A 21,852-nucleotide genomic window follows, 5' to 3' on the forward strand; every position below is an offset into this window, starting at 1 on the left:
ACCCCGAAAACACCCGCATGAGTACGCGTATCCTGATCGTCGAGGATGAGGAGGCCCTCACCCTTCTCCTTCGCTACAACCTCGAAGCGGAGGGCTTCGTCGTCGATACCGCTTCGCGCGGCGACGAGGCCGACCTGCGCCTCCAGGAGCAGGTTCCCGACCTCGTCCTCCTCGACTGGATGATGCCCGGCCTGTCCGGCATCGAGCTGTGCCGCCGCATCCGCGCCCGGCGCGAGACCGAGCGGCTGCCGGTCATCATGCTGACGGCGCGCGGCGAGGAGGGCGACCGCATCCGCGGCCTCGGCACCGGCGCCGACGACTACATCGTCAAGCCGTTCTCGGTGCCGGAGCTGCTCGCCCGGGTCCGCGCGCTCCTGCGCCGGGCCAAGCCGAGCCACGTGGCGGACCTGCTCGTCGCCGGCGACATCGAACTCGACCGCGTCAGCCACCGCATCCGTCGGGAGGGCCGCGAGATCCATCTCGGCCCCACCGAGTTCAAGCTCCTCGAATTCCTGATGCGGAGCCCCGGCCGGGTGTTCTCGCGGGAGCAGCTCCTCGACGGGGTCTGGGGCCACGACGTCTATATCGACGAGCGCACCGTGGACGTGCATGTGGGCCGCCTGCGCAAGGCCATCAACCGCCCGCGCCAGAGCGACCCGATCCGCACCGTGCGCGGCTCGGGCTATTCCTTCGACGAGATGTTTTCGACGGACGAGTGAGGCGCCGCCCGGAACGAGCGCCCCGATCCCGACGAGGGCGGGCCGCCGTAGCTTCGCGCCGCCACCGCGCACCGATGCGATTCCCGCCCCGATGCGATCGGGCGTCCGATCCCGGACGTCTATGGGCCGCCCTGGATAGGGGGAACGGCCGTTGAGAAGAGAAGTGAATCCGCCTGCCCTCGTGGGGGCGACCCGGCGCTTGGTCCCCATCCTTCAAGACCCGAGAAGGGCGGCTTCCTGCCCGTCTGCGTCCGGACGGCAGATGCACGGAAACCGACACAGTCTCGCGGGCCGCTCACGCCCCTTCCCGGAAGCCGGGAGCCTCCGCTTGCGGGCGGCCGGGTGAGACAGCGACCGACGGCCGATACGGGCGGATGTCCGCTGGTCCACGTCTTTGGCGGCACTGGAAACGGACATCGACGCGGGACCGGCCACGACTCTTCGCAGTCCCGTCAAAGCTGGTGGTGGCAAAACCCTCAGGACGCGAGCGGGGAGATCGCGAGGCGCGGAGTGGCTGAGCCCGGTGCCTCGGAGATTTAACGCAACGACACCGTAGCGTTGCGTTTAAAAATTGGTAATATCCTGCTGCCGCAGGGATCCGATCCTCTCGTGCCCGCTAACGACAGTCAGCCGAATGAGACATCCGATCTGCCCTAGACGGTTTCAGAAAGTGATAGGGAGGACGCCATGCCCGACGCAGGGATCCAAGAAGGCCGATTTTTCACCAGCGACCTATCAGCATCGAACAACACCAAAGTTCAGATTTACGGGCAGTACACCACAGCGGCCGGCCTGGGTCAGGATGCGGTCGCACCCGGCCTGGATCAGAGCAAAACGCTTCTCATCCTTCTGCACGGCCTTACATACGACCACGATTATTGGGACATGCCCGAAATCGGGTCGCAGTATTCCTTTGTGGAGGCTGCAAAGAACGACGGCTATGACACCCTGGCGATCGATCGGCTGGGCGAGGGGCAAAGTTCGAAGCCATCCGCAGACTTAGTGAATGTCGACAATCAGGCCTATATTACCGACCAGATCATTCAACAGATTCGGGCGGGAGGCCTGGGCACAAATTACGACAAAATCATCTTGGTGGGACACTCGTACGGATCCGTCCTATCGATCAAGACTGCAGGAACCTATAACGACGTCGACGGAGTCGTTTTGACGGGACTTGCTCACGGAACGAGCAGTCCCGATAGCACAGGACTGTTCGTCCCCGCGTCGACCGATCCCAATCTACCGCCTGAACAGCAGCAGCCCGGATACCTGACAAGCGCGGACAGAAAAAAGAGGGTTTTTCTACAATACCGCGGACGCCGATCCGCTTGTCATCGCTCATGACGAAGCAACCAAGCAAACCGTCACGACCGCCGAAATCGCAGGAATCAATCCGACGGTCTACAATGCCGAATTGACGAACAACATCAAGGCACCGATTCTCACAGTCTTGGGCTCTGCCGACAAACTGTTCGTTCAGCCGGATTATGTCGCCGAAGCAACCGACGAGCATAAATGGTATACCGGCTCTTCTTCGCAGCAAACCTTAGTGGTCCCTGGGGCCGGGCATGATCTTCAGCTGGAGTATGCCTCTCAATATTACTCTAAGGAAATATTCGACTGGATTGATCGAACGGCTGGAAACCCGCATGGCGGCAGCGTCATCTCCGCCGGTGGCGGGGACGACGTTCAGGCTGGCGATGACAAAGCCAATACCCTCATCGATGGACCGGGTAACGACATCCTGATCGGCAACGGTGGCGATGACACCTTCACGACTGGATCCGGCACGAACATCATCGACGGCGGAAACGGGATCGACAAAGCGATATTTGGCTTCAATTTCAATGACGCAACATTTGATTTTCATTCGAACGCCGTGACGATCTCTTCGGGAGATAGCATCAACACGTTGAAAGGTGTGGAGCAGTTCCAATTTGCGGACCGGACCATCGACAACAACGACAATTCGCCGCTCGTGGACGACTTGTTCTACCTCGCTCACAACAAGGACGTGTTCGCGGCCGGACAGGATGCGGATACCCACTATGCAGAATTCGGCTTCAAGGAAGGCCGGGATCCAAACGCCTTCTTCTCGACAAAGGGCTATCTCGCAACCAATCCCGACGTCGCCAAGAGCGGCGGCAATCCTTTGGTGGACTACGATCAGAATGGCTGGAAGCAGGGCCACGATCCAAGTGCGAACTTCGACAACGAATTGTACCTCGCGCGCAATCCGGACGTGAAAGCCGCCGGTATCGATCCCCTCGCGCACTTCCTATCCGATGGACAGGCGGAGGGGAGGCAGGCTTACGCTGCCATCGGCAAGGCCACCGACATTGGGGCGGCTCACGGCTTCGACGCGGAGTATTACCTGCTATCGAACCCTGACGTCGCGCAAGCTGCGCTCGCGGCCGGCGGGGACACCTTCGCGTTCGCCCAGCAGCACTTCAACCAGCTGGGCTGGCACGAAGGCCGCAACCCGAATGCGGTCTTCGACACCAAAGGCTATCTGGCCGCGTACGAGGATGTTGCCGCCAATGGCATCAACCCCCTCACGCATTACGACACCTTCGGTTGGAAAGAAGGCCGTGATCCCTCCGCAGACTTCGACACCAAGGCATACGAAGCCACCTACGCAGATGTGAAAGCCCAAGGGCTGGATCCTCTCGTGCACTACCTGCAGTTCGGCGCTGTCGAGAACCGGAGCACCTTTGGTGACGGCCATTTTAGCTGACGCGGACACGGAACGGCCTGCGTGCGAGGCGCTGGCTCTCGTAAGCTGATCCCGAGACGTGGAATACCCGCAGGAGGCTCAGGCGCCCGTCGCGCCTGAGCCTTTCTGTTTCACCCGACAACCATGCAGGAAGAAGGCTATCGTTTTCGAGAATTCATCCCGCGTCGCTGCGTCTATGTGCGGCTTGATGTGACCCACCATTGCCCTCTGCCGGAAGTAACCAATGCAAGAGTGAAAAAACATCTCGGCTGCAAAATCTGCATCCTCAATCTCGATCTCTCCGCGTTCATGGAACCGCTCCAGTGCGTCGCGGACGAAATGTCGAACGCGGACGAGGTACATCTGACGGACCCGAGCCGACAATTCCGGGAGGGTCTTACTGGCGGAAACGAGAACGCGGTGGATTTCTATCGTTTGAAAACGGAGGTTGAATTCGAGAAATTGCAAGCCGACAACCGTCAGCCATTGCTGGGCATGGGCATCTGCCACATGCCGCGTGCTGGCATCAATCTCTGCCATTCCCTGGTCGAACCAACGGAATATGAAGGTGGTAAAAAGATCTGATTTTGTTGGAAACCGACTGTAAAACGTCCGTTTCGAAACGCCGGCTTCCCCTGCGATGCGCTCGATGCTCGTGTTGTCGAAACCATATTCGATAAACAGCCGCCCACCCGTTTCAATCAGTCTCTCGGTGAGGAGCCCTTCTTCGTGCCGCGTGGGTCGACCACCTCGGGATTTGGGGCGAGGGTCCTCCACCTTTTGTGAGGGTTCAGCGCATCCGGATACCGTCCTCATGATCGTGATGTCACTTCTTCCTTGTCTGAGGAGCCCAGGGCCGATCATAGAGCGTCATTCGCTGAATCGCATCGGCAACGCTCTTGGGGCGTCTGAAAGGCCTGCGGCGTCCGTCGGCGCCCGTCTGGTCACGCGGACAAATTTTTGGCGATTATATACCTCACACACCACGCGATGAATATGGTAGGCATGGTCCTTTAGGAGGCACTATGCCGATCATCTTCAATTCACTTTTAGAAGCCGCCGGGCTGGATCCTTACAACGTAAGATTACTGCGCCACACAACCAAAAGTAAATCAATGACGCCATACAAATTGTGGCAAAAAGATCCGTTATTATTCGAAGAGTATCAATCACTGCAAGTTGCAATGCCTTATCGTGTGGGAAACAAGCTTGCAAGTTTTGTCATAGATCCATCGGGAGACACTTTATTTGTGGGTTTGTATGTAGTCAATGGAATAGGGGTATCGCCAGACGGCACTAGATGCCTTTGTACAAATGAGGAATATAGCGGTGTAAATATGTATGATATAAGCCGCACTGATTTAATGACAGAGTATGTTGGCAGGCTTACAATAGATTGGGGTCCAGGAACGCGCAGATGGTTTCACTTGGCAAATAATCACCAAAAGCCAGTTCGAGAGCTTAGAATCGCCTTCAAAGAAATAGCGTTTCCAGGCTATTTTATTTTTCGATGCAAATTAAGCGACTTGACCACGCTACCTAACAACTGGATTGATCGATTGAGGCAAGCAAAAGGTGTCTACGTTCTTACTTCGGAAACTGCTCGCAAGCATTACGTTGGTTCGGCTGCGGGCGCAGGAGGATTTTATCAGCGCTGGCTCCAGCATGCAGCAGTAGGTGGCGCAGCAGTAGGACTACAGGCGCACCAAGCTGCCGACTATCAAGTAGCAATTCTACAGGTGGCTGCCGGATTTGAGTCGGACGACGATATCGTACGAACTGAGCACCACTGGATGGACAAGCTACAAACGCGCGGGATGGGTTTGAATGGCCAGCCGAAGCAGGATGCTTCTAACCCTCCTCAACCTCTTCCTTAGGTATCCTCGGCTTCTGCTTCGCAATCACTCGTAGCGCCGCATCGAAGTTTTCCTCAGACTCGTCGCATTCGAGTTCGCGGGCCAGCTGCTCGAAGCGGCGCTTCTGCTCCTCGGGCGTCAGCTTCTCAGCGCCTAGCTTGGAGGGCGGCTTAGATTCGGCTTTGTCGCCCCTAGTTCGATCCTTCTTCATGCTGCAAGCCTGTCTATGTTTTGCTCAGCATATGTAAAGGCAATCGACGTCGCTCCAACCTCAAGCAAAGATAGGTCTGAAGATTTCCATTCGAGTCGATCGTCGTATATTATTCTCTGGGTGATGTCTGATCTTTTAGCATTTCTTAGATCGATATGTGACACTATGGCAGAATTGATCGAGCTTGAGTCTGGCATGACCGCATCTATTACTATCAGCCTGTCCTCTCCAGTTTTTATTGCATAATCATAACGATGTTTTTTATTGCTTCCGCCAAGCAGGACGGCCTCCTTTATAAGCCTGTCCCGAAAATTGGCTGTCAGAAATTCTTCAAGTTCTTTCCTGAAATCAGACGTACTCTCAGGCCTAAAGCTTCTAGCGCACGCCTCTGCAGCGGATTTGGAGCAATCAGCTACAACTGAAATGATAGATGTCAGAGAGCGGAGACTTGCCCCTTTGGCGTATATCCAACCAGAGCTATTCACATATAGTGATGCGTCTTTTGCCGCCGTTTTCAGCACTCTAGTCGCATCGAGTTTACCGCTGCCTAGGCCCAAAGACACGTCAATGGCCCCCCCGCCATCCGACACGACAAAGCTATCCCGCCCTCCTTCGACGAACACTTGAACGCAAGCGTTTGATGGATAAAGCAAAAATGTAGGCACGACTGTGAATGGCGCCACCTCATAAGGCTGGCACCACTTACTTACCTCGTTTGAAACAACATCCAGAATACTCATATCAAGTACTCTCTTTGAGGCAGTGTTGGTAGTTCATCGGCCGAGCAGTTTATGTTTGTTTGACCGCAAAACCAGCGGAACGAATTTTCAAAGCCTTGAACATTGGCCGGAAGTTTTATAGCAAATTCCAGATCAACAGGCAAGGAAGTCGGAGTACCAAGATGTCTATTGTGTGCCCACAAATGACCATGGGGGCCAAATATCCATCCCAGCTCTATATCGGACGGCGTTATCTTGTTTCTAACTTCGTGATTATTGTGACGGTCGTGCTCCCACGCATCAAGTCGCGAGATGCACCGCCCATAATTGAGCGTTACCGTTACTCGCTGAAGCGGAGATGCAGGCCAGTTATCAATTATCAAATCAAGGCCTGTGCTTTCGCCGCTGATTGTCAAGGTTCGCAACCAGCGGCGCTGGCCTTCGCGGTCAGTCGTGACCCACTTAGGCGTTCCGGCCATTGCCTTTGGTGTTGCCAAGAGCAGGTCGACGCGTGCCTGAACGTCCATTCCTTGATCCGACATGATGCGGACTACTTTGCGTCAGGCTGTCGATACGTGAGACGCTTGCCTGCAATACCCGCCAGAGCTCGTTCCGCCCGCTCCGCATCTCCACAGCCCAGCTTCACTCGGTTGTTGTACCGGAAATCGAACTCGGCAAGGTAGCGGTGCAGGTGCTGCTTGCCGCAGTGCTGGTAGACACCCTTCATGCCGCGCTTGATGACGGAGAAGTAGCCCTCAACGGTGTTCGTGTGGACGATGCCGCGAACGTACTCCTTGGCGGAATGCGTGGTCATCTGGTGATCGGCGAAGGTGGCGCCGACCTTCGTGTAGATGCTGGACTCGTCGGTGAAGAGGCTAGCTTCCTTGAGAATGTTCGCTTCGATGATCGGGCGAAGCGTCTCGGGCTTGATGTCGTCCACGACGACAGAGCGGACCTGTCCGCTATCCCGGTCCACCAGGGACACGACCTTCATCTTGTGATGATAGGCGCGGGCCTTCGGCACGCCGGGCTCGCGACCGATGAAGGTCTCGTCAGCCTCTACGATGCCGCCAGCGCCGGGCATGCCATCAATGCCGCCCATGGGAGCCAGGGAGCCGTCACGCATCGCCTCGCGGATGCGGTGGGTTAGGAACCACGCGCTCTTGTAGGTGATGCCGAGAAGGCGATGGATCTGGTGGCTGCTCACGCCCTTCTTGGAGGCGCACATCAGGTAGGTGGCCTGGAGCATCTTGGCGAGCGGGATATGGGCGCTCTCGAAGACCGTGCCGACCTTCACAGTGAACTGCTTACGGCACGCCTTCTCAGCGCACTTGCGGAGGCCAAGGCGGGTTTTGCGGAGATCGTAGTGCTTACCCATGGAACCGCAGTGAGGGCACACCGGACCCTGCGGCCAGAGAGCTGCTTCAAGATGGGCGAAGGCTGCTTCTTCGCAGTGAAAGTAGGGCTTGGAAAGGACGGACATGGGCGTAGGGCTCCGATGCCCAAACCCTACATTTTGGGCCGTGGTGCGTCAAGTATATAATCGCCAAATTTTTAAGCACCCTCGCGTTCGCGTTCGTAACATCCCACTCAGAAGTAAGTCTTTGCCCGCGAAAGCGTCGTCATGCGCAGGCCCTGGGGTCGGATACGCGTCATGTCGAGGCGCAGGAGCGCGTCCTTCACAGCGACGGTCAGAGTCTGAGGGTCGTTCTCCGCACCCAACCGGTGTCCGTGTCCGGGCGGCACCGCACTGACGCCTCACCATTCCGGGCCGAGGTTGCCGGGTAGCCGACGAATCTCCGCTTTCGGGAAGCGCCGAGACCGAACGACACCGCCTGGGACACGACCCCGGCTCGCGTGAAGAAAATGCTCGAGGCGCGCGTTCAGGGCTGGGGACGGGTATGGCTGGGTCGAAGGTCGTTCGCCCAGTTTGACACTGCGACTGCCTGAAGTCGGAGTTTTGGGAAGTCAGTGACAGAAACGCGAGGATCGGTCGTCGCATCCCGTTTGTCGGGGGGCACGCATTGCGTCGATTGGCGCAGGGATTAAAACGAGCATCAACACACGCGGTCCTCAAAACAGCCGCTGCTACATCCTGGAGGGACGCCGTGGCTACGTTCTCGGAAAAGGATCGATCCAAGTCCAAGGTTGCGACGGTGCTTCGCGTCACCAGCGGTAACTTCCTGGAGATGTTCGACTTTTTCCTTTTCGGTTTCTACGCCTCCTACATCTCCAAGGCCTTCTTCCCGGTCGCTAACGAATACGCCTCCCTGATGCTGACGTTCGTGACGTTCGGCGCCGGCTTCCTGATGCGACCGCTCGGGGCGGTGATCCTCGGTGCCTATGTTGACCGCATCGGACGGCGCAAGGGCTTGATCGTCACGCTGACGATCATGGCCCTTGGAACGATCCTGATCGCCTTCGTGCCGAGCTACGCGACGATAGGACTGTTCGCCCCGTTCCTCGTCCTCATCGGCCGCCTCTTGCAGGGGTTCTCGGCCGGAGTCGAACTCGGCGGCGTCTCGGTCTACCTCGCCGAGATGTCCACGCCCGGCAACAAGGGCTTCTACGTATCGTGGCAGTCCGGCAGCCAGCAGGTCGCGGTAATGTTCGCTGCGATCATCGGCTATGTCTTGAACCACGCCCTCGGTCCTGCCGAGATGAACGACTGGGGGTGGCGCGTCCCGTTCTTCATCGGCTGCGCCATCGTGCCGTTTCTCTTCTACATCCGCCGCTCCCTGGAGGAGACGGAGGAGTTCCTCCAGCGCAAGGTACGGCCCAGCACGCAGCAGATCTTCAGCTCGCTCGTCCAGAACTGGAGGATCGTCGGCCTTGGCATGCTGCTCGTGGCCATGACGACCGTGTCGTTCTATACGATCACCGTCTACACCCCGACGTTCGGCAAGACCGTCCTGAAGCTCTCCGACACCGACAGCTTGCTCGTGACTTTCTGTACGGCCCTGTCGAACCTGGTCTGGCTGCCCGTCATGGGGGCGCTGTCGGACCGGGTCGGTCGCAAGCCGCTTCTGCTGATCTTCTCGGCCCTGACCGTGCTGACGGCCTACCCCGCGCTGGCATGGCTGGTCGCCAACGCGTCCTTCATCAACATGCTGATCGTCTTGCTCTGGCTCTCGTTCCTGTACGGCAGCTACAACGGCGCGATGGTCGTCGCGCTCACCGAGATCATCCCTACGACGGTACGAACGGCAGGGTTCTCGCTCGCCTATTCGCTCGCAACGGCCTTCTTCGGCGGGTTCACGCCATTGATCTCCACATGGTTGATCGAAGTGACCGGCAACCAGGCGGCGCCCGGGTACTGGATGGCGTTTGGCGGCCTCTGCGGTCTTGTCGCGACGATCGTCATCTACAGGGGTGTCGCCGTTCGGGACAGACAGTCGAGCCTCGAAACGACCGCCGCCCTGCGCTGAACCATCCGACCGTCATCGAATCGCCTGCCGGCCATCGTGGTGGAAGCCCGTCGCTTGGTACCCGTCCCTCGACGTTCGAGAAGAGTGGGGAGCCGCTGTTCACTTTGTACAGGTAGGATCGGGCTACCATTCAGTCGCAAGGGGCTAGAGACGTGGCCTTGTTAAAACCTGACTAGCGTCCCCAGAGCGTTAGAGAGCGTGGCAGATGGGTCTGTTATGCCGCAATCCTAATGCTGTGTGCAGCTTTTATCCTTTGGAATGCAGAAGACCTTGCCAATCCAAACTGGAAAAGAACAACACGGGCACTCAAGTACATGGATAACTGGCGTCCTTTTTGGCGAGGAGCTTTCAGCGCCATGGTCGGGTCTTGGTTCGCCGCAGGTGGGCTTATTGATCTATGGGCATCAATCTGGCCCTTCACGCCAGCAACTCGTCATGGTCCCCAAGAAACCGAGGGTAGCTAAGGGTGGGGTGCTGACCTAAGCCTCCTCATCAACGTCACCGCTCACGAAGCCTTCGGTCCAGTGATCCTTATCGAGAGGATAGGCTGAAACTTCGAACCCATGAGGATGATCGCGGAAGCCCGGCTGCCCCTTCAGCCTCAGCACAGCGGCGTCGGCACTCTCTCGGGATCGGTAGACACCGATGAGCTTCGCATCCTCTTTGTCAGGATCATCCGCTCGAACGTGCCAGAGAACATGCACTGTATTCATGACCTACGATGCCCGAGAGCTTATGGTCCGCAATGGGTCGTTTGCTGACTTCGTCTCATTCCGCCATGCTGAAGCCGATGATCGATAGAGAAGCGAGAGATCGTGCTGCCGATTTAGTCGAGCAGTTCTGGAGCGGTCTCATCACGAACCGCGACCTCGAACGGGGGTGGCCTGAGAGCCGAGACGTTGCGCTGCGCGCCATCAATGATCTCATCTGGACGCTCTACGACGACTTCGAGACATGCCCTGTGAGGCAGGCAATCAGAACAGACCAGAAGCTCAGCATACTAATCCCGAACTGTGTCGCATTCTTACGATCCGACGAGATATACACGTGGCCTCACTCAGCAATTATCAAGGGTGTAGAGCGCATCCCCCTTTGGGCGGTCATTTTATCTCTCGGCACACTCAGCCTTTGGAACCGCAGAGCAGAGGCGAGGGAAGAGCGATATTGGGCCGATATGCGCGCCCATGGTGATGTAGAGGCGTGGCCTTTCAGGCGGAATGACCAGTGGCGCTGAGGTCCGCAATGGGTGGGAAGCGGACATTGCCGCCTCGCCCTCAAGCGGACGTTCCGCCTCCAACCCTTAGAAGACGGAGACTGTCCATAATGTCCATGTTTTGATTGCGAACTTGCGATAGAACGGCTTGTTGAGCAAACAGGGATTGTTTACGCAGCCCGAGGGTAAGTCATTGATCTTCGTCATAATTGGAGTGCCACTAACACTTGCCATAATATTACCTACTAAGCGATCACTGCTTTTATCTGCAATTTTGATCGCTCTCGTAGACGTGTTTGTGATATTCGGACTATTCGGAACTTATCCGGTAGATTTTCTTATTGTTTATCCCCTAATCGCTATTTTGATAGGCAGCATTGGGGCATTTATTGGAATTGGTGCAAAACTATTAATATTAAGCTCTCGTTGTCGTAAAAGCATTCTATCAAATTTGCAGTTCTAGTAGTGGCGGCTTTTTCTGTAGCTTGCATGCCAGTGTAGCTTATAATTCAATCGCGCTAGCTCGATCATTAATCGAAATGCTCCATAATGCAGTAGGTCGGCTGTACACCCGACCCGGACGTCGGCCATCCTCCACCATGCTGCTCCGAAGCGGACGTTCCCAGGGTCTGCCAAGAGTCGACAGCGGATGCGCGTCAAACCTGGGCAAACGGCTACGCGGGGAGAAGGCCGGTCTTACGATAGGTGTCGATCAGGGTGTCGAACAGCGAGAGATCGGCGCGGCCCCTTGCCATGAGCTGAGCCCCCGCAACGGCCGCGTAGATGGCGCGAGCCCGCCCTTCGCCGTCTGCCGCCTCGACGACGCCCGCTTCGGTCAAAGCCCGGCTCAGCCAGGCGACGTTGACGTCGGCAAAGGCCCGCACCTCGTGCTTCACGGTGTCCGGCAGATCGTCGTACTCGGCCGTCATGAAGCTGGACAGGCACATGCGGTTGCCGGTCTGCAGGGACTTGCGAAAGATCTCGGGGTACCTGCCCAGACTGACGAGCGGGTCCGGCGTCTCGGCGGAGATGGCGTCGAGCGCGGCTGCGATGTCTTCCCAGTAGCGCTTCGCCACCGCCGCGCCGAGTTCGGCCTTGCCGGGGAAGTGATAGTAGACGCTCGCCGCCTTGATCCCGACCTCGGCCGCGAGGTCGCGGAAGTTCAATCCGCCGTAGCCATGCGCCATCGCGGTCCGCTTCGCGGCGGCGAGGATCGCCTCCTTGTACCCTGAACTCATCACGCCATCCCAACGCCTACAGAATTACCTGCCTGTTGGCAGATAGGCGTTGACCGGCCGGAGGGGAAGTCCTAGTTGGTTCCCTGCCTACTGGCAGACAGAGGGACTGATGACCAACGAAACCCCATCCCGCCTCCAGCTTTTCACCTCGCCGTCGGCGTTCCCCAACCCGCAGCGCCTGCGCATTTTCCTCCACGAGAAGGGCATCGCGGATCGGTTCGCCGAGCGCATCTACGACATGTCGCCGGTCGGCGAGCAGCGGCAGTGGCCGCACCTGAAGATGAATCCGTGGGGCGAGACTCCCACCCTCAAACTCGCCGACGGAAGCATCTTCTCGGAGACGGCCGCCATCGTCCGCTACCTCGACCAGGAGTTCCCCGGTCGTCGCATCATGGGTGAAGGCCCCCTGGAACAGGGCCTCGACACCATGTGGGACAACCGCATCTGGGTGCACATCCTCTATCGGATCGTCACCGCGTTCCACGTTCTCCATCAGGGGCTCGGGCCGAAGCTCGAACTCACCAGCAACCTCGCCTGGGGCGAGCATTGCCGCAAGGAGGCGCTGGCCCATGCGAGCCTGGTGGACCGGCATCTGTCGGACGGCCGCGAATGGCTCCTCGGCGGCGAGGCGCCCACCTTCTCGGACATCACGATGGCGACCGCGATCGCCTTCTCGAAGTTCCCAGTGAACGCCATGCCGCTGGACGAGCGCTTCGAGCACATCGATGCGTTCTGGAAGCGGTGGCAGCAGCGGCCGGCCTTCCTGGCCGCCTATGCGGACCGGCAGAGCGGCGTACCCGAGTTGGACGACCGGACCTGATCGGACCGCCTCCATCCCGTGCCGGCGTGTCGGCCGAGGGGATCCTCGGCAGGCGCCCCGCCCAATCCGGACCCTCGAACGACCGCCGTGTCTCCGATGGCGGTCGTTGGTCGAGGCGGTTTCGGATGGCGGCCGAGAGGCAGTCTTATACCAAGTCTCACTGCCCCTGACCCATAGGTCAGGGGCAGTGAGGTCCGGCGGACGACCGCCGCCGCGCAGTCGCGCGGGCAGACCTCGATGAGTCAGACTCATCGAGGTCTGGTATTAGGCGGCTCGCACGGTTGCGAGGAAGCGCTGCACCTCGGCCGACAGGTGTTCGGATTGCTGCGACAGCTCCGCGGCGGAGGCGAGAACCTGGGCTGCCGCCGCACCGGTCTCCTCCGAGGCCTGCGCCACCCCCGCGATGTTGGTCGTCACCTCGACCGTGCCGGAGGACGCCTGGGCGACGTTGCGTACGATCTCCTGGGTCGCCGCCCCCTGCTCCTCCACCGCGGCCGCGATGCTCGCGGTCACCGTGTCGATCTCGCGGATGCGGGCCGTAATCGTGCCGATGGCGATCACGGCCCGATCCGTCACGCCCTGGATCTCGCCGATCTGACCGGCAATCTCGTCGGTAGCCTTGGCGGTCTGGCTCGCCAGCTCCTTGACCTCGACGGCCACCACCGCAAAGCCGCGTCCCGCTTCTCCCGCGCGTGCCGCCTCGATCGTGGCGTTGAGCGCCAGCAGGTTGGTCTGGCTGGCGATGTTCGAGATCAGCCCGACCATGTCGCCGATCTTCTCGGACGTCGTCTTCATCATCTGGACGAGATGGGCGGTCTGATCGGCCTCACCGACCGCGCTCTGCGCCAGCCCCGCCGAGCCCTGCACCTGACGGCCGATCTCCAGCACGGAGCTTCCCAACTCCTCGGCGGCGGCGGCCACCGTCCCGACGTTCGAGGCGGCCTCCTCGGCGGCCGCGGCCACGGTGGTGGACTGGCTCGCGGTCTGGGTCGCGGTGGCGGTCATCTGCTGCGCCGTGGCCTGCAGCTCGGTGGCCGCGGATGAGACCTGACCGACGATGCCGCCGACCGCGGCCTCGAACGAATCCGCCATCTGACGCATCCCCGCCTTGCGCTGCTCCTCGGCCGAGGCGCGCGCCTGCACCGTCTCCTCCTCCAGCTGGCGGGTCCGGATCAGGTTGTCCCGCGAGGCCTCGACGGCGGCAGCGATCGCCCCGATCTCGTTGGTACGCTCGGAGTAAGGAACCTGCCCGTTGAGGTCGCCGGCCGCGAGATCGCGCATGCGCCGGATCAGGCGGTCGATCGGACGCGTGACGCAGACGAGGACATAGACGATGGCGCCGGTGCTGCCGGCCAGCGCGGTGAAGCAGAGCAGTGCCGTCAGCCACATGGAACGCGCGTAGGTCTGGTCGGCGGCGGCCGTGGCCCGCTCGCCGCCGGAGGCGTTCAAGGCCGTGTCGCTGTCGAGAGCGTTCAGGGCTGCGTCGAAGGGCTTGCGGGATGCCTGGAAGAGGTTGTTGATCGTGCTCTGGTCTTTCGCCTGTGCGGCCGCCATGAGCTTCGTGCGAAACCCGAGGTATTCGCCCCATTGCTGCCGGTGCGCGGTCCACAGCGCCCTCTCCTCCGCGCTGGAGATCAGGGGCTCGTACCGGGCAGCGACCTTTTCGACCTCAGCGAGCCGCTGATCCGAGACCTTGGCCAACTCGTCCACGGGTTCGGTGGCGGTGACGAAACGAGCATCGACGAGCCGCAGGCGTGTCGTCCTGTACTTGAGCTCACCAAGTTCCCGAATGCTCGGCATCCAGTTGTTGGAGATATCCAGCGCGTTGTCGTTCACGGAACGAAGCTGTACGAGACCCAACGTCCCCTGCGTCAGAATGGCGATGGCGAGGAAGCTCACGAGGCCGATCAGTGTATGCTTGATTTTGATATTCACGACTGCGGTCTCTTTCATGACTATATGTTTTTAAATATCAAATATTTAATTTATTGTAAACATACTATCCTGATAAAAATTCGTATATGAAAACTAAAACAATCAAACGAACTAAATCGATACATATGGATGCTTGAATCAGCTCAAAAGGCTATGAATTGATGGAGCAAGGGCAAAGCAAATCATAGGGTAGGGCTAGGATAGTCAGGTTCGTCGGGTGAGGCCGCCTTTCGCGCCAAGCAGGCCAGAGGCGGACCGGCAAGAGACCACCCCTCCCGGGCGCTCAGGCCGGGTCCCAACCATCGGATTTTAACGGTGGAAAGGCGCGGGGACGGGAGAGGGCGTCGGCCTCCCGTCGATGCCGGCTCAGCGGTCGAAGCGTCGCATCGAACGGCTGTCCCACTCGGCCTTGCGCCGGACCCGGTCGTCGGCCCGGTCCCGGTCGCGCTGGAGCGTCTCCCTGCGCCGAAGCGTGTCCGCCCGGTCGCGGTGCGCCCGCGCCAGGTCGCTCACCGCGTTCATCGCACGGACCCGGTCCGCATCCTGAGCCCATGCCTGGGGTGACCATGCCTCGGTCGACCCTGCGGCGAGGAGAAGGGTGACGACGGTCACGGCGGAACGGGACATCGGGCAGCTGCCGTCGGGTTTGAGTCGGATAAAGAAGCCCATCCGCCGACTCTGCATCATAGTGCGCTTGGCGCAGGTCTCGGCAGAATAGTGTGCGTCGCATGCATTGAGCGCATGTTTGGTATTTGGCGTTTGGTATACCAACAAGGTGGGGAGGCTGTCATACATGCTGCAACGCAAACGCACCGCCCTGAGGAACACCGATATGACCGCTCTCATTCTCACCGCCGTCGCCGTCGCCGCTGCCGCCAACATCTCCCTGGTGGCCTTCGTCGCCGATCGCCTGACCCCGACCTCCAGCACCTCCACCGTCACGGCCGGCGAGCTCGTTCTCGTGAACGACAACGCTCCCGCCGCCGTGAAGCTCGCGGCCTGAATTTCAGGCCGCACGGCACCAGAGTCACCGCCATCGGCCCCGCCTGACAAGGCGGGGCTTTTTCGCGTCGCGTACCGCCATCATCGCGGTCGCATGGCGGTCGAAAGGCCCCTCGCGTGGCGGTCGATCCGCCCGTCTCATCCGACGGACACCGGGACCGGCGCCTCGCCTTCCCGGGCGAGCGAAGCGGCCTCGGCGAAGCGGGCGCGAACGGTCTCGCTCATCCGGCCGAGGCCCAGATGCGCGGCCATCCGCGCCTCGATGCCGGGGGCCGGATCGAGGTCGCGGGCGAGCCCGGCGAGCTCCTGGAGCGGGATGTCGCCGGGTGCCCGTGCCTCCCCTCCCGCCGGGCGGAACCTCACCGGCCCGGCAGGGGCGGCCTCCGGCCAGAGGACGATGCGGTCGCCCTCGCTGGTATGGTGGCAGCGGGGATCGACGGCACCCAGCGCGCGCTGGCGCAGGCGGGCCGTGATCCGGGAAAATCCGTGCGCGCGCAGGAGGCGTTCGGCGAGAATGTCAGCGAAAACAGGGCCTTCGCGCGTGACCACGTCGGCTGCCATCGCCGCCAGCCTGGCCTCGTACCCCGCATCGTGGAACCGCGCGGCATCGGGCGAGAAGCCCGACAGATCGGCCGGTTCGTAGAGTCCGGGGGGCTCCGCGGGAGGAATGTCGGGCGTGGCCGGCGCGATCACCGCCGGCTCCGGCTTCGCCCTGTCGGCGTCGAGATCGGCCCGGAGCGCCCTGTCGAGGCGGTCGAGGGCGCCTTGCGGATCGTTCCACCAATCCGTGCTCCAGACCCGGTGGATGCGCCATCCCAGATCGGTGAGCACCCATTCGCGCAGGCGGTCCCGGTCGCGCGCCGTCGCCGCCCGATGGTAGGTCGCCCCATCGCATTCGACTCCCGCGAGGTAGCGTCCCGGAGCGTCGGGATGGACGATGCCGAGGTCGATCCGGAAGGCGGAAACGCCGACCTGAGGTATGAGTCTCCAGCCCCGTGCGGCCAAAGCCGCCATCACCGCGCCCTCGAAGGGCGATTCGATGTCTCCCCCCGTGGGCGCGGCCGCCGTTTCGAGGACGCGGGCGCCGTGTTCGGCGAAATCGAGGAAGTGCTTGAAGTCGCGCACGCCGCGCGCGCTGCCGCGTCCGAGATCGACCTGATCGGCCCGCATGGACGCGAACACCACGAGTTCACGCCGGGCGCGGGTGATCGCCACGTTGAGGCGGCGGTGACCGCCCTCACGGTTGAGCGAGCTGATCTGTCCGGTGATCCGGCCCGCCGCGTCGGGACCCGCCGCCACCGAGAACAGGATCGCGTCGCGCTCGTCGCCCTGCACGGTCTCGAGGTTCTTCACGAAGACCGGTTCCTTCCAGGTCCGCCCGTCGAAGAACCGCTCCAGTTCCGGCCTTCCCCGCCGCTCGGCATCGAGCAGGTTCTCGATCAGCCGCTGCTGCTCGCCGTTGAAGGTGACGATGCCGAGCGAGCGCTCCTCCGCCGCGAAGGCCGGTGCCGCAAGGCGGGCGACCACCTCCGCCACCAGGGCGCGCGCTTCGGGCCGGTTCACCCGCGCGCCGCCGCGCTCGTAGAGGCCATCGGACACGTAGTGCAGCCGCACCGCCCGGTCCTCGGTGACGGGGGAGGGGAAGGTGATGAGCCCCCCGCGATAATAGTGCCGGTTCGAGAAGGCGATGAGGCTCTCGTGGCGGCTCCTGTAGTGCCAGGCGAGGCGCCTCTGCGGCAGGTTCGCGGCCAGGCACTCGTCGAGGATGCTTTCCTGGTCGGCGACGTCGAGACCGTCCGGGATCTCGTCGACGCCGCGATCGCCCACATTGGTGGGCGGCAATTGCTCGGGATCGCCGACGATGACCACCTGCCGGCCCCGCGCGATGGCGCCGATGGCGTCCCAGGGGGCGATCTGCGAGGCTTCGTCGAAGATGACGATGTCGAAGGGCTTTGCCTCGGCCGGCCAGTACTGGGCGATGGAGAGCGGGCTCATCATCAGGCAGGGCGTCAGCCGGGTCAGCGCGTTCGGCATCCGCGCGAAGAGCTGGCGCAGAGGCATGTGCCTCGCGCGCTTGGTGATTTCGCGGGCCAGCGTGCCCCATTCGGGGTCGGTGCCGAAGGCGCCGGCGAGCGGCACGCCACCGCCGATACGGGCCCGCACCGCCGCGCCGGCGAGGCCGGAGAGCCGGGAATCGGCCTCGCCGAAGCCACGGACCGCCTCCTCGTGGCGCTGGCCCATGAAATCGCGCAGGCGGATGTCGTCGGTGACGGCGTGGTCGATCCACCAGCGCGCATAGGCGCCCTCGAACGTCGTCAGGATGGCGTCGTCCCGCACCGCTCCGGCCTCGATCGCGGCGACCAGAGGGCCGAGCCCCGCCTTCGTCGCCTCGCCCGCCGCCACCTGCCAGCTCGCCCAGGCCTGCGCCTTCGGCAGCGACCTCTTCCAGCGGTCCGCCACCGCGAGGGTGCCGGCCACCCAATCGCCGTCCGTCTCCACCGGGCGGTCGGGCTTGGCCCTGCCGACCAGACGCCCGAGCGTCTCGATCGCCCTCACGGCGGCGATCCTGTGCGTCGTGAAATCCTCCTTCGCCAGGGCGAGATTACCGCCCGGTTCGAGCCGGCCATCCTCGCCATCGAGGAACTCGGCGAGCCTCGCCCGGACGATGGCCGGGCCTCCGACGAGGGGAGCCATCGCGGTGATGACGGGCGCCAGCCGCGTCGCCCAGGCCATCGGGGCGGTGAACAGCTCGGCGGGGGCGGCCGGATCCGACCAGGGATGCCTGAGCTCCGCGGCGGCGCTCGCGAGAATCTCCGCCAGAGCGGGCTGTGCCGCCTGCAGGGCCTTGATCTCGGCGAGGGTGACGAGGTCCGGCCCGACCTCCTCCGGCGCCGTCCTTTGCGCGAAGGGGGCGAGCAGGCCGCGAACCCGGCCGAGGCGCCGCCCCCGGAGGAAGATGTTCGAGGCTTTCGCCTCGCGCCATTCGGCCAGGAGGCGGCCGAGGTCGCTGCCGAACACCGAGGGGGCGTAGGGGACGCGGAGGCGGGCGTTCAGCCGGGCGAGCTCGTCCTGCCGGGCGCGTCGCGCCTCGACGGCCTGGCGCAAGGCCGCGCCTCCGGGGCCGAGGAAGCGCAGGCCCATCCGCGCCTCCGGCCGGAACAGGGCGGCGGCGAGGGAGGACAGCGCGCGCAGGCCGTCATAGGTCCGGCCGAGGGGCTCGAGCCCCATCGCCCCGGCGAGACGCCGGCCGGATGCCGCGAAGTCCGGCAGGGTGCGGGCGAGTTCGGGAACAGCCTGTTCCATTTCGGCCCGCCACAGGGGCGACCATGCGATCACGCCGATCCCCCGTAGGGGATGGTCCGCGATGTCGCCGACGATGGGGCGAAGGGCGGCAAGCTCATCGCACAGGGCGCGCAGGCTCTCCCGGTGGCCGGGTGCGGAGGCCGCGTCCTTCGGCCAGACGAGACTGAGCCCGTCCCGGCCGGCCTGCCGGTCGGCGATGACCCGCCCCATGGCCGAATGGGCGCTGAGGCCGTTCGCCCGCGTGGCGTGCAGGCTTTCCACCACGCCGTTCAGGGCCGCCCGGCGGCGCTGGAGATCGGCGGCCGCGTCCTCCCAGGGGACGCTCTCGCCGCCCCTTGCGGTCCAGGCCTCGCGCAACTGCGCGATGACGTGCGTTTTCTGAGCCTTGGCGGCATGGACTTCGAGGCAGCAGGCGCCCAGCCCCACGGCGTCGAGGCGCCGGCGCACCACCTCCAGGGCGGCGCTCTTCTGCGAAACGAACAGCACCGTGCGCCCCAGGGCCAGGCACTGCGCGATCATGTTGGCGATGGTCTGGCTCTTGCCGGTGCCGGGCGGCCCGAACAGCACGAAATCCTTGCCTGACGCCGCCGCGAGGATCGCCGAGACCTGGGAGGAATCGGCGAGGAGCGGCGTGAAGATCCCGGAGGGCGGATGCTCCGCGTCGAGGCGTTCCGGCACGGGAAAGCCCGTCCCGTCGCCATACGCCTGTTTCGGGGTGTCGAGGAGGTGGCGCACCACCGGGCTGCGTTTCAGCAGATCCGTGCGCTCGCTCAGATCCTTCCACATCAGGAACTTGGTGAAGGAGAAGGCCGAGAGCACGACCTCGGTCGTGACCTCGAACCCCTTGAGGTCGCGGATATGGGTGCGCACGATCCGCCAGATGCCCTCGACGTCGATGCCGGATTCGCCACCCGGCAAGCCCTCCGCGACATCCGGCATGTCGAGGTCGAAATCCTGGCGCAGCATCTCCAGCAGCGTCGGGTTGAGGCGCGCCTCCTCGTCGTGGCGGACGAGGCGGAAGCCGGCGCGGACGCTGGCGCGGGTCAGGGCCGCCGGCACCAGCAGCAGCGGCGCACGGGCGGGCGGCATGCCGTTGCCCCGTGTCCAGGTGAGAAAGCCGAAGGCGAGGAACAGGACGTTCGCACCGCCCTCCTCGAAACTGCCGCGCGCGAGCCGGAACAGGTCGGTGAGGCGGGCCTCCAGTTCCTCCGCCCCGACATCGGCGGCGATCTCGCCGCGGTCTCGGTCCGCCGCGCCGACCGGCGCCTCGGGGGCGGGCCGGGCGACGAGCCGGAAGGCGCGGCCCGCCGCGAGGGCGTCCTCGAAGGCGCCCGGCTCCGGACAATCGAGGGTGAGCGATCCCTTGCCCGGTTTGAAGTTGAGGAGCTTGTTCCGCAGGGTCAGGTCGAGGAGCCGCAGCTTCCAGGCTTCGAGCCGGTCGCGGGGCTCCCTCCGGGGCGGGTCGATGCGGGCAGGGGGGAGATCCTCGACGAAGGACGGCGGCGCGCCGAGCGCCTGGGCGAGGGGAGCCGCGATCTCCGGAGCCACCGCCTCTGTGCCGGGCTCGCCCGTATCGAGGGGCGCGATGCCGGACAGCCGGGCGCGCCGCAGATCGAGGACCATCTCCAGGGGCGCCTCGGCATCCGCCTCGATCCGGCGCGCGCCGGCCGCCACCGCATCCGTGAAAGGCCCTGGCGGATCGGCTGTGAGAACCGTGGTCTCGACCAGGATCAGTTCCTGCAGGTCACGGCGCTTCCGCAGGGCCTGGGCATCGTCGCCGACCCTTTCCGGCAGGGTCTCGTCCACGAGCCATAGCCCGAGGAGCGCGTGATCGCGGGTAAGGATCAGGAGCGGATTGAGCCCGGCCTGCTCGCAGCAGGCGGCCCAGAGCAGGGTGAGGTCGAGACAGGTGGCGAGCCGCCGCTCCACGATCGCGCCGGGCTCGCGGACCTTCTGTCCCGACCGCTCGAAGCTCGGGGGCGGCAGGATGGCGCTGATCCGTAGGGCCGCCATCGCCGCGTGGATCGCCTCCGCCATCTCCCAGGCCCTGGCCCTCTTTCCGCTGCGATAGCCGTCGAAGGCGGTGCTCCGCCTCGCCCGTTCCAGGATCGCGGCGGCGGAACGCAGGATGCCGTCCACCGCCGGGTCGTCCGGTCTGACGAAGGCCGCGAGCAGTTCGGGCGCCGCATCCGCGCCTCCCCAATGGGAGGGGGGCAGGAGCCGCAGGTCGAACTCCTCCCGGGCGATCTCGCCTGCCGGATCGGTCTCCTCGGTCGGAGCCGTCAACGTCAGCTTGACGGTACAGAGCCGGCTCTCCCGCAATCCGGCGAGGAACGCTCCGTCGATCCGGAGATCCGGCGCATCGATGCGCTGGAGGCCGCCGGCCGCGATCCGCTGGATCGGCAGGGTCAGGGGGCGGAACAGCGGTGGTATCGCCGAGATGCGGAGCGCCACATCGGACAGGTCGGCCTCGCCGCCATGGGACAGGGTGATGTCCCGGATGAGCGGGATCCCGTTCAGCCAGGATGCGACGCTGGCATGATCGGCGATCGTGCAGGCGAGACCGCAACGCGTGCGAGCGCCCTCCGACACCTCGAGCGTATCGTCCATCGCGCCCGGTTCCCCGCCAGTCGGCAAGGGTTCTACAAGCGTGGCACTCGCAGCCGCAAGAGTCGCGCGGTGACCGCTC

The 21,852-nt window shown here is 62.8% G+C and carries 17 protein-coding genes; 8 read left to right on the forward strand and 9 right to left on the reverse strand.

The window, feature by feature from the left end:
* The first annotated feature begins 17 nt into the window (after window positions 1–17).
* From phoB to MKK51_RS05505, 3 genes are all read left to right on the forward strand, one after another.
* The gene (gene phoB, locus MKK51_RS05495) at window positions 18–719 is read left to right on the forward strand and encodes a phosphate regulon transcriptional regulator PhoB (RefSeq protein ID WP_243975513.1); all 702 of its coding nucleotides are present in this window, start codon (window positions 18–20) and stop codon (window positions 717–719) included.
* A 687-nt stretch (window positions 720–1,406) separates the two neighbouring features.
* Window positions 1,407–2,066, forward strand: a complete 660-nt coding sequence (locus tag MKK51_RS05500) for an alpha/beta hydrolase (protein ID WP_243975515.1) — start codon at window positions 1,407–1,409, stop codon at window positions 2,064–2,066.
* 70 nt (window positions 2,067–2,136) lie between these two features.
* On the forward strand, window positions 2,137–3,459 hold the full coding sequence (locus MKK51_RS05505) for a hypothetical protein (RefSeq protein WP_313898795.1): 1,323 nt from the start codon (window positions 2,137–2,139) through the stop codon (window positions 3,457–3,459).
* Between the two features lie 78 nt (window positions 3,460–3,537).
* Here the strand turns inward: MKK51_RS05505 and MKK51_RS27525 are convergent, their stop codons facing one another.
* A complete protein-coding gene (locus tag MKK51_RS27525) occupies window positions 3,538–4,302 on the reverse strand; it encodes a TetR/AcrR family transcriptional regulator (RefSeq protein ID WP_409565625.1) in 765 nt (254 codons plus the stop codon).
* 161 nt (window positions 4,303–4,463) lie between these two features.
* Between MKK51_RS27525 and MKK51_RS05515 the strand changes: the two genes are divergently transcribed.
* On the forward strand, window positions 4,464–5,315 hold the full coding sequence (locus MKK51_RS05515; protein WP_243975518.1) for a GIY-YIG nuclease family protein: 852 nt from the start codon (window positions 4,464–4,466) through the stop codon (window positions 5,313–5,315).
* Here MKK51_RS05515 and MKK51_RS05520 read toward each other — a convergent pair.
* Genes MKK51_RS05520 through MKK51_RS05535 form a run of 4 tightly spaced genes read right to left on the reverse strand, consistent with a single transcriptional unit; the run spans window position 5,290 to window position 7,707 of the window.
* Window positions 5,290–5,505, reverse strand: coding sequence for a hypothetical protein (locus tag MKK51_RS05520; protein WP_243975520.1), 216 nt, complete (start codon window positions 5,503–5,505; stop codon window positions 5,290–5,292). The genes MKK51_RS05515 and MKK51_RS05520 overlap by 26 nt on opposite strands.
* The gene (locus tag MKK51_RS05525) at window positions 5,502–6,245 is read right to left on the reverse strand and encodes a hypothetical protein (protein ID WP_243975522.1); all 744 of its coding nucleotides are present in this window, start codon (window positions 6,243–6,245) and stop codon (window positions 5,502–5,504) included. The genes MKK51_RS05520 and MKK51_RS05525 overlap by 4 nt, the downstream gene beginning before the upstream one ends.
* Window positions 6,242–6,751, reverse strand: coding sequence for a hypothetical protein (locus MKK51_RS05530; RefSeq protein ID WP_243975524.1), 510 nt, complete (start codon window positions 6,749–6,751; stop codon window positions 6,242–6,244). The genes MKK51_RS05525 and MKK51_RS05530 overlap by 4 nt, the downstream gene beginning before the upstream one ends.
* A 23-nt stretch (window positions 6,752–6,774) precedes the next feature.
* On the reverse strand, window positions 6,775–7,707 hold the full coding sequence (locus tag MKK51_RS05535; protein WP_243975526.1) for an IS1595 family transposase: 933 nt from the start codon (window positions 7,705–7,707) through the stop codon (window positions 6,775–6,777).
* Window positions 7,708–8,332: 625 nt separating this feature from the next.
* Here MKK51_RS05535 and MKK51_RS05540 point away from each other — a divergent pair.
* The gene (locus MKK51_RS05540; protein ID WP_243975528.1) at window positions 8,333–9,652 is read left to right on the forward strand and encodes an MFS transporter; all 1,320 of its coding nucleotides are present in this window, start codon (window positions 8,333–8,335) and stop codon (window positions 9,650–9,652) included.
* 778 nt (window positions 9,653–10,430) lie between these two features.
* Entirely contained in the window at window positions 10,431–10,886 is a 456-nt protein-coding gene (locus tag MKK51_RS05545; RefSeq protein ID WP_243975530.1) for a hypothetical protein, read from the forward strand.
* A 653-nt stretch (window positions 10,887–11,539) separates the two neighbouring features.
* Here MKK51_RS05545 and MKK51_RS05550 read toward each other — a convergent pair.
* On the reverse strand, window positions 11,540–12,103 hold the full coding sequence (locus MKK51_RS05550) for a TetR/AcrR family transcriptional regulator (protein WP_243975532.1): 564 nt from the start codon (window positions 12,101–12,103) through the stop codon (window positions 11,540–11,542).
* Between the two features lie 109 nt (window positions 12,104–12,212).
* On the opposite strand from MKK51_RS05550, the gene MKK51_RS05555 reads away from it, so the two are divergent.
* The gene (locus MKK51_RS05555; protein ID WP_243975534.1) at window positions 12,213–12,923 is read left to right on the forward strand and encodes a glutathione S-transferase family protein; all 711 of its coding nucleotides are present in this window, start codon (window positions 12,213–12,215) and stop codon (window positions 12,921–12,923) included.
* Window positions 12,924–13,187: 264 nt separating this feature from the next.
* Here MKK51_RS05555 and MKK51_RS05560 read toward each other — a convergent pair whose 3' ends face one another.
* Entirely contained in the window at window positions 13,188–14,876 is a 1,689-nt protein-coding gene (locus tag MKK51_RS05560; RefSeq protein WP_243975536.1) for a methyl-accepting chemotaxis protein, read from the reverse strand.
* A gap of 348 nt (window positions 14,877–15,224) precedes the next feature.
* Complete coding sequence (locus MKK51_RS05565; RefSeq protein ID WP_243975537.1) at window positions 15,225–15,485, reverse strand: hypothetical protein; 261 nt, start codon at window positions 15,483–15,485, stop codon at window positions 15,225–15,227.
* Window positions 15,486–15,690: 205 nt separating this feature from the next.
* On the opposite strand from MKK51_RS05565, the gene MKK51_RS05570 reads away from it, so the two are divergent.
* Complete coding sequence (locus tag MKK51_RS05570; protein WP_243975538.1) at window positions 15,691–15,861, forward strand: hypothetical protein; 171 nt, start codon at window positions 15,691–15,693, stop codon at window positions 15,859–15,861.
* Window positions 15,862–15,998: 137 nt separating this feature from the next.
* On the opposite strand, the gene MKK51_RS05575 is transcribed toward MKK51_RS05570, so the two are convergent.
* Window positions 15,999–21,773 (reverse strand): DUF3320 domain-containing protein, encoded by a 5,775-nt coding sequence (locus MKK51_RS05575; RefSeq protein ID WP_243975539.1) that lies wholly within the window; start codon window positions 21,771–21,773, stop codon window positions 15,999–16,001.
* Window positions 21,774–21,852: the final 79 nt, after the last annotated feature.

Origin of the sequence: Methylobacterium sp. E-045 (assembly GCF_022829685.1) — a bacterium.
Taxonomy (GTDB): Bacteria; Pseudomonadota; Alphaproteobacteria; order Rhizobiales; family Beijerinckiaceae; genus Methylobacterium.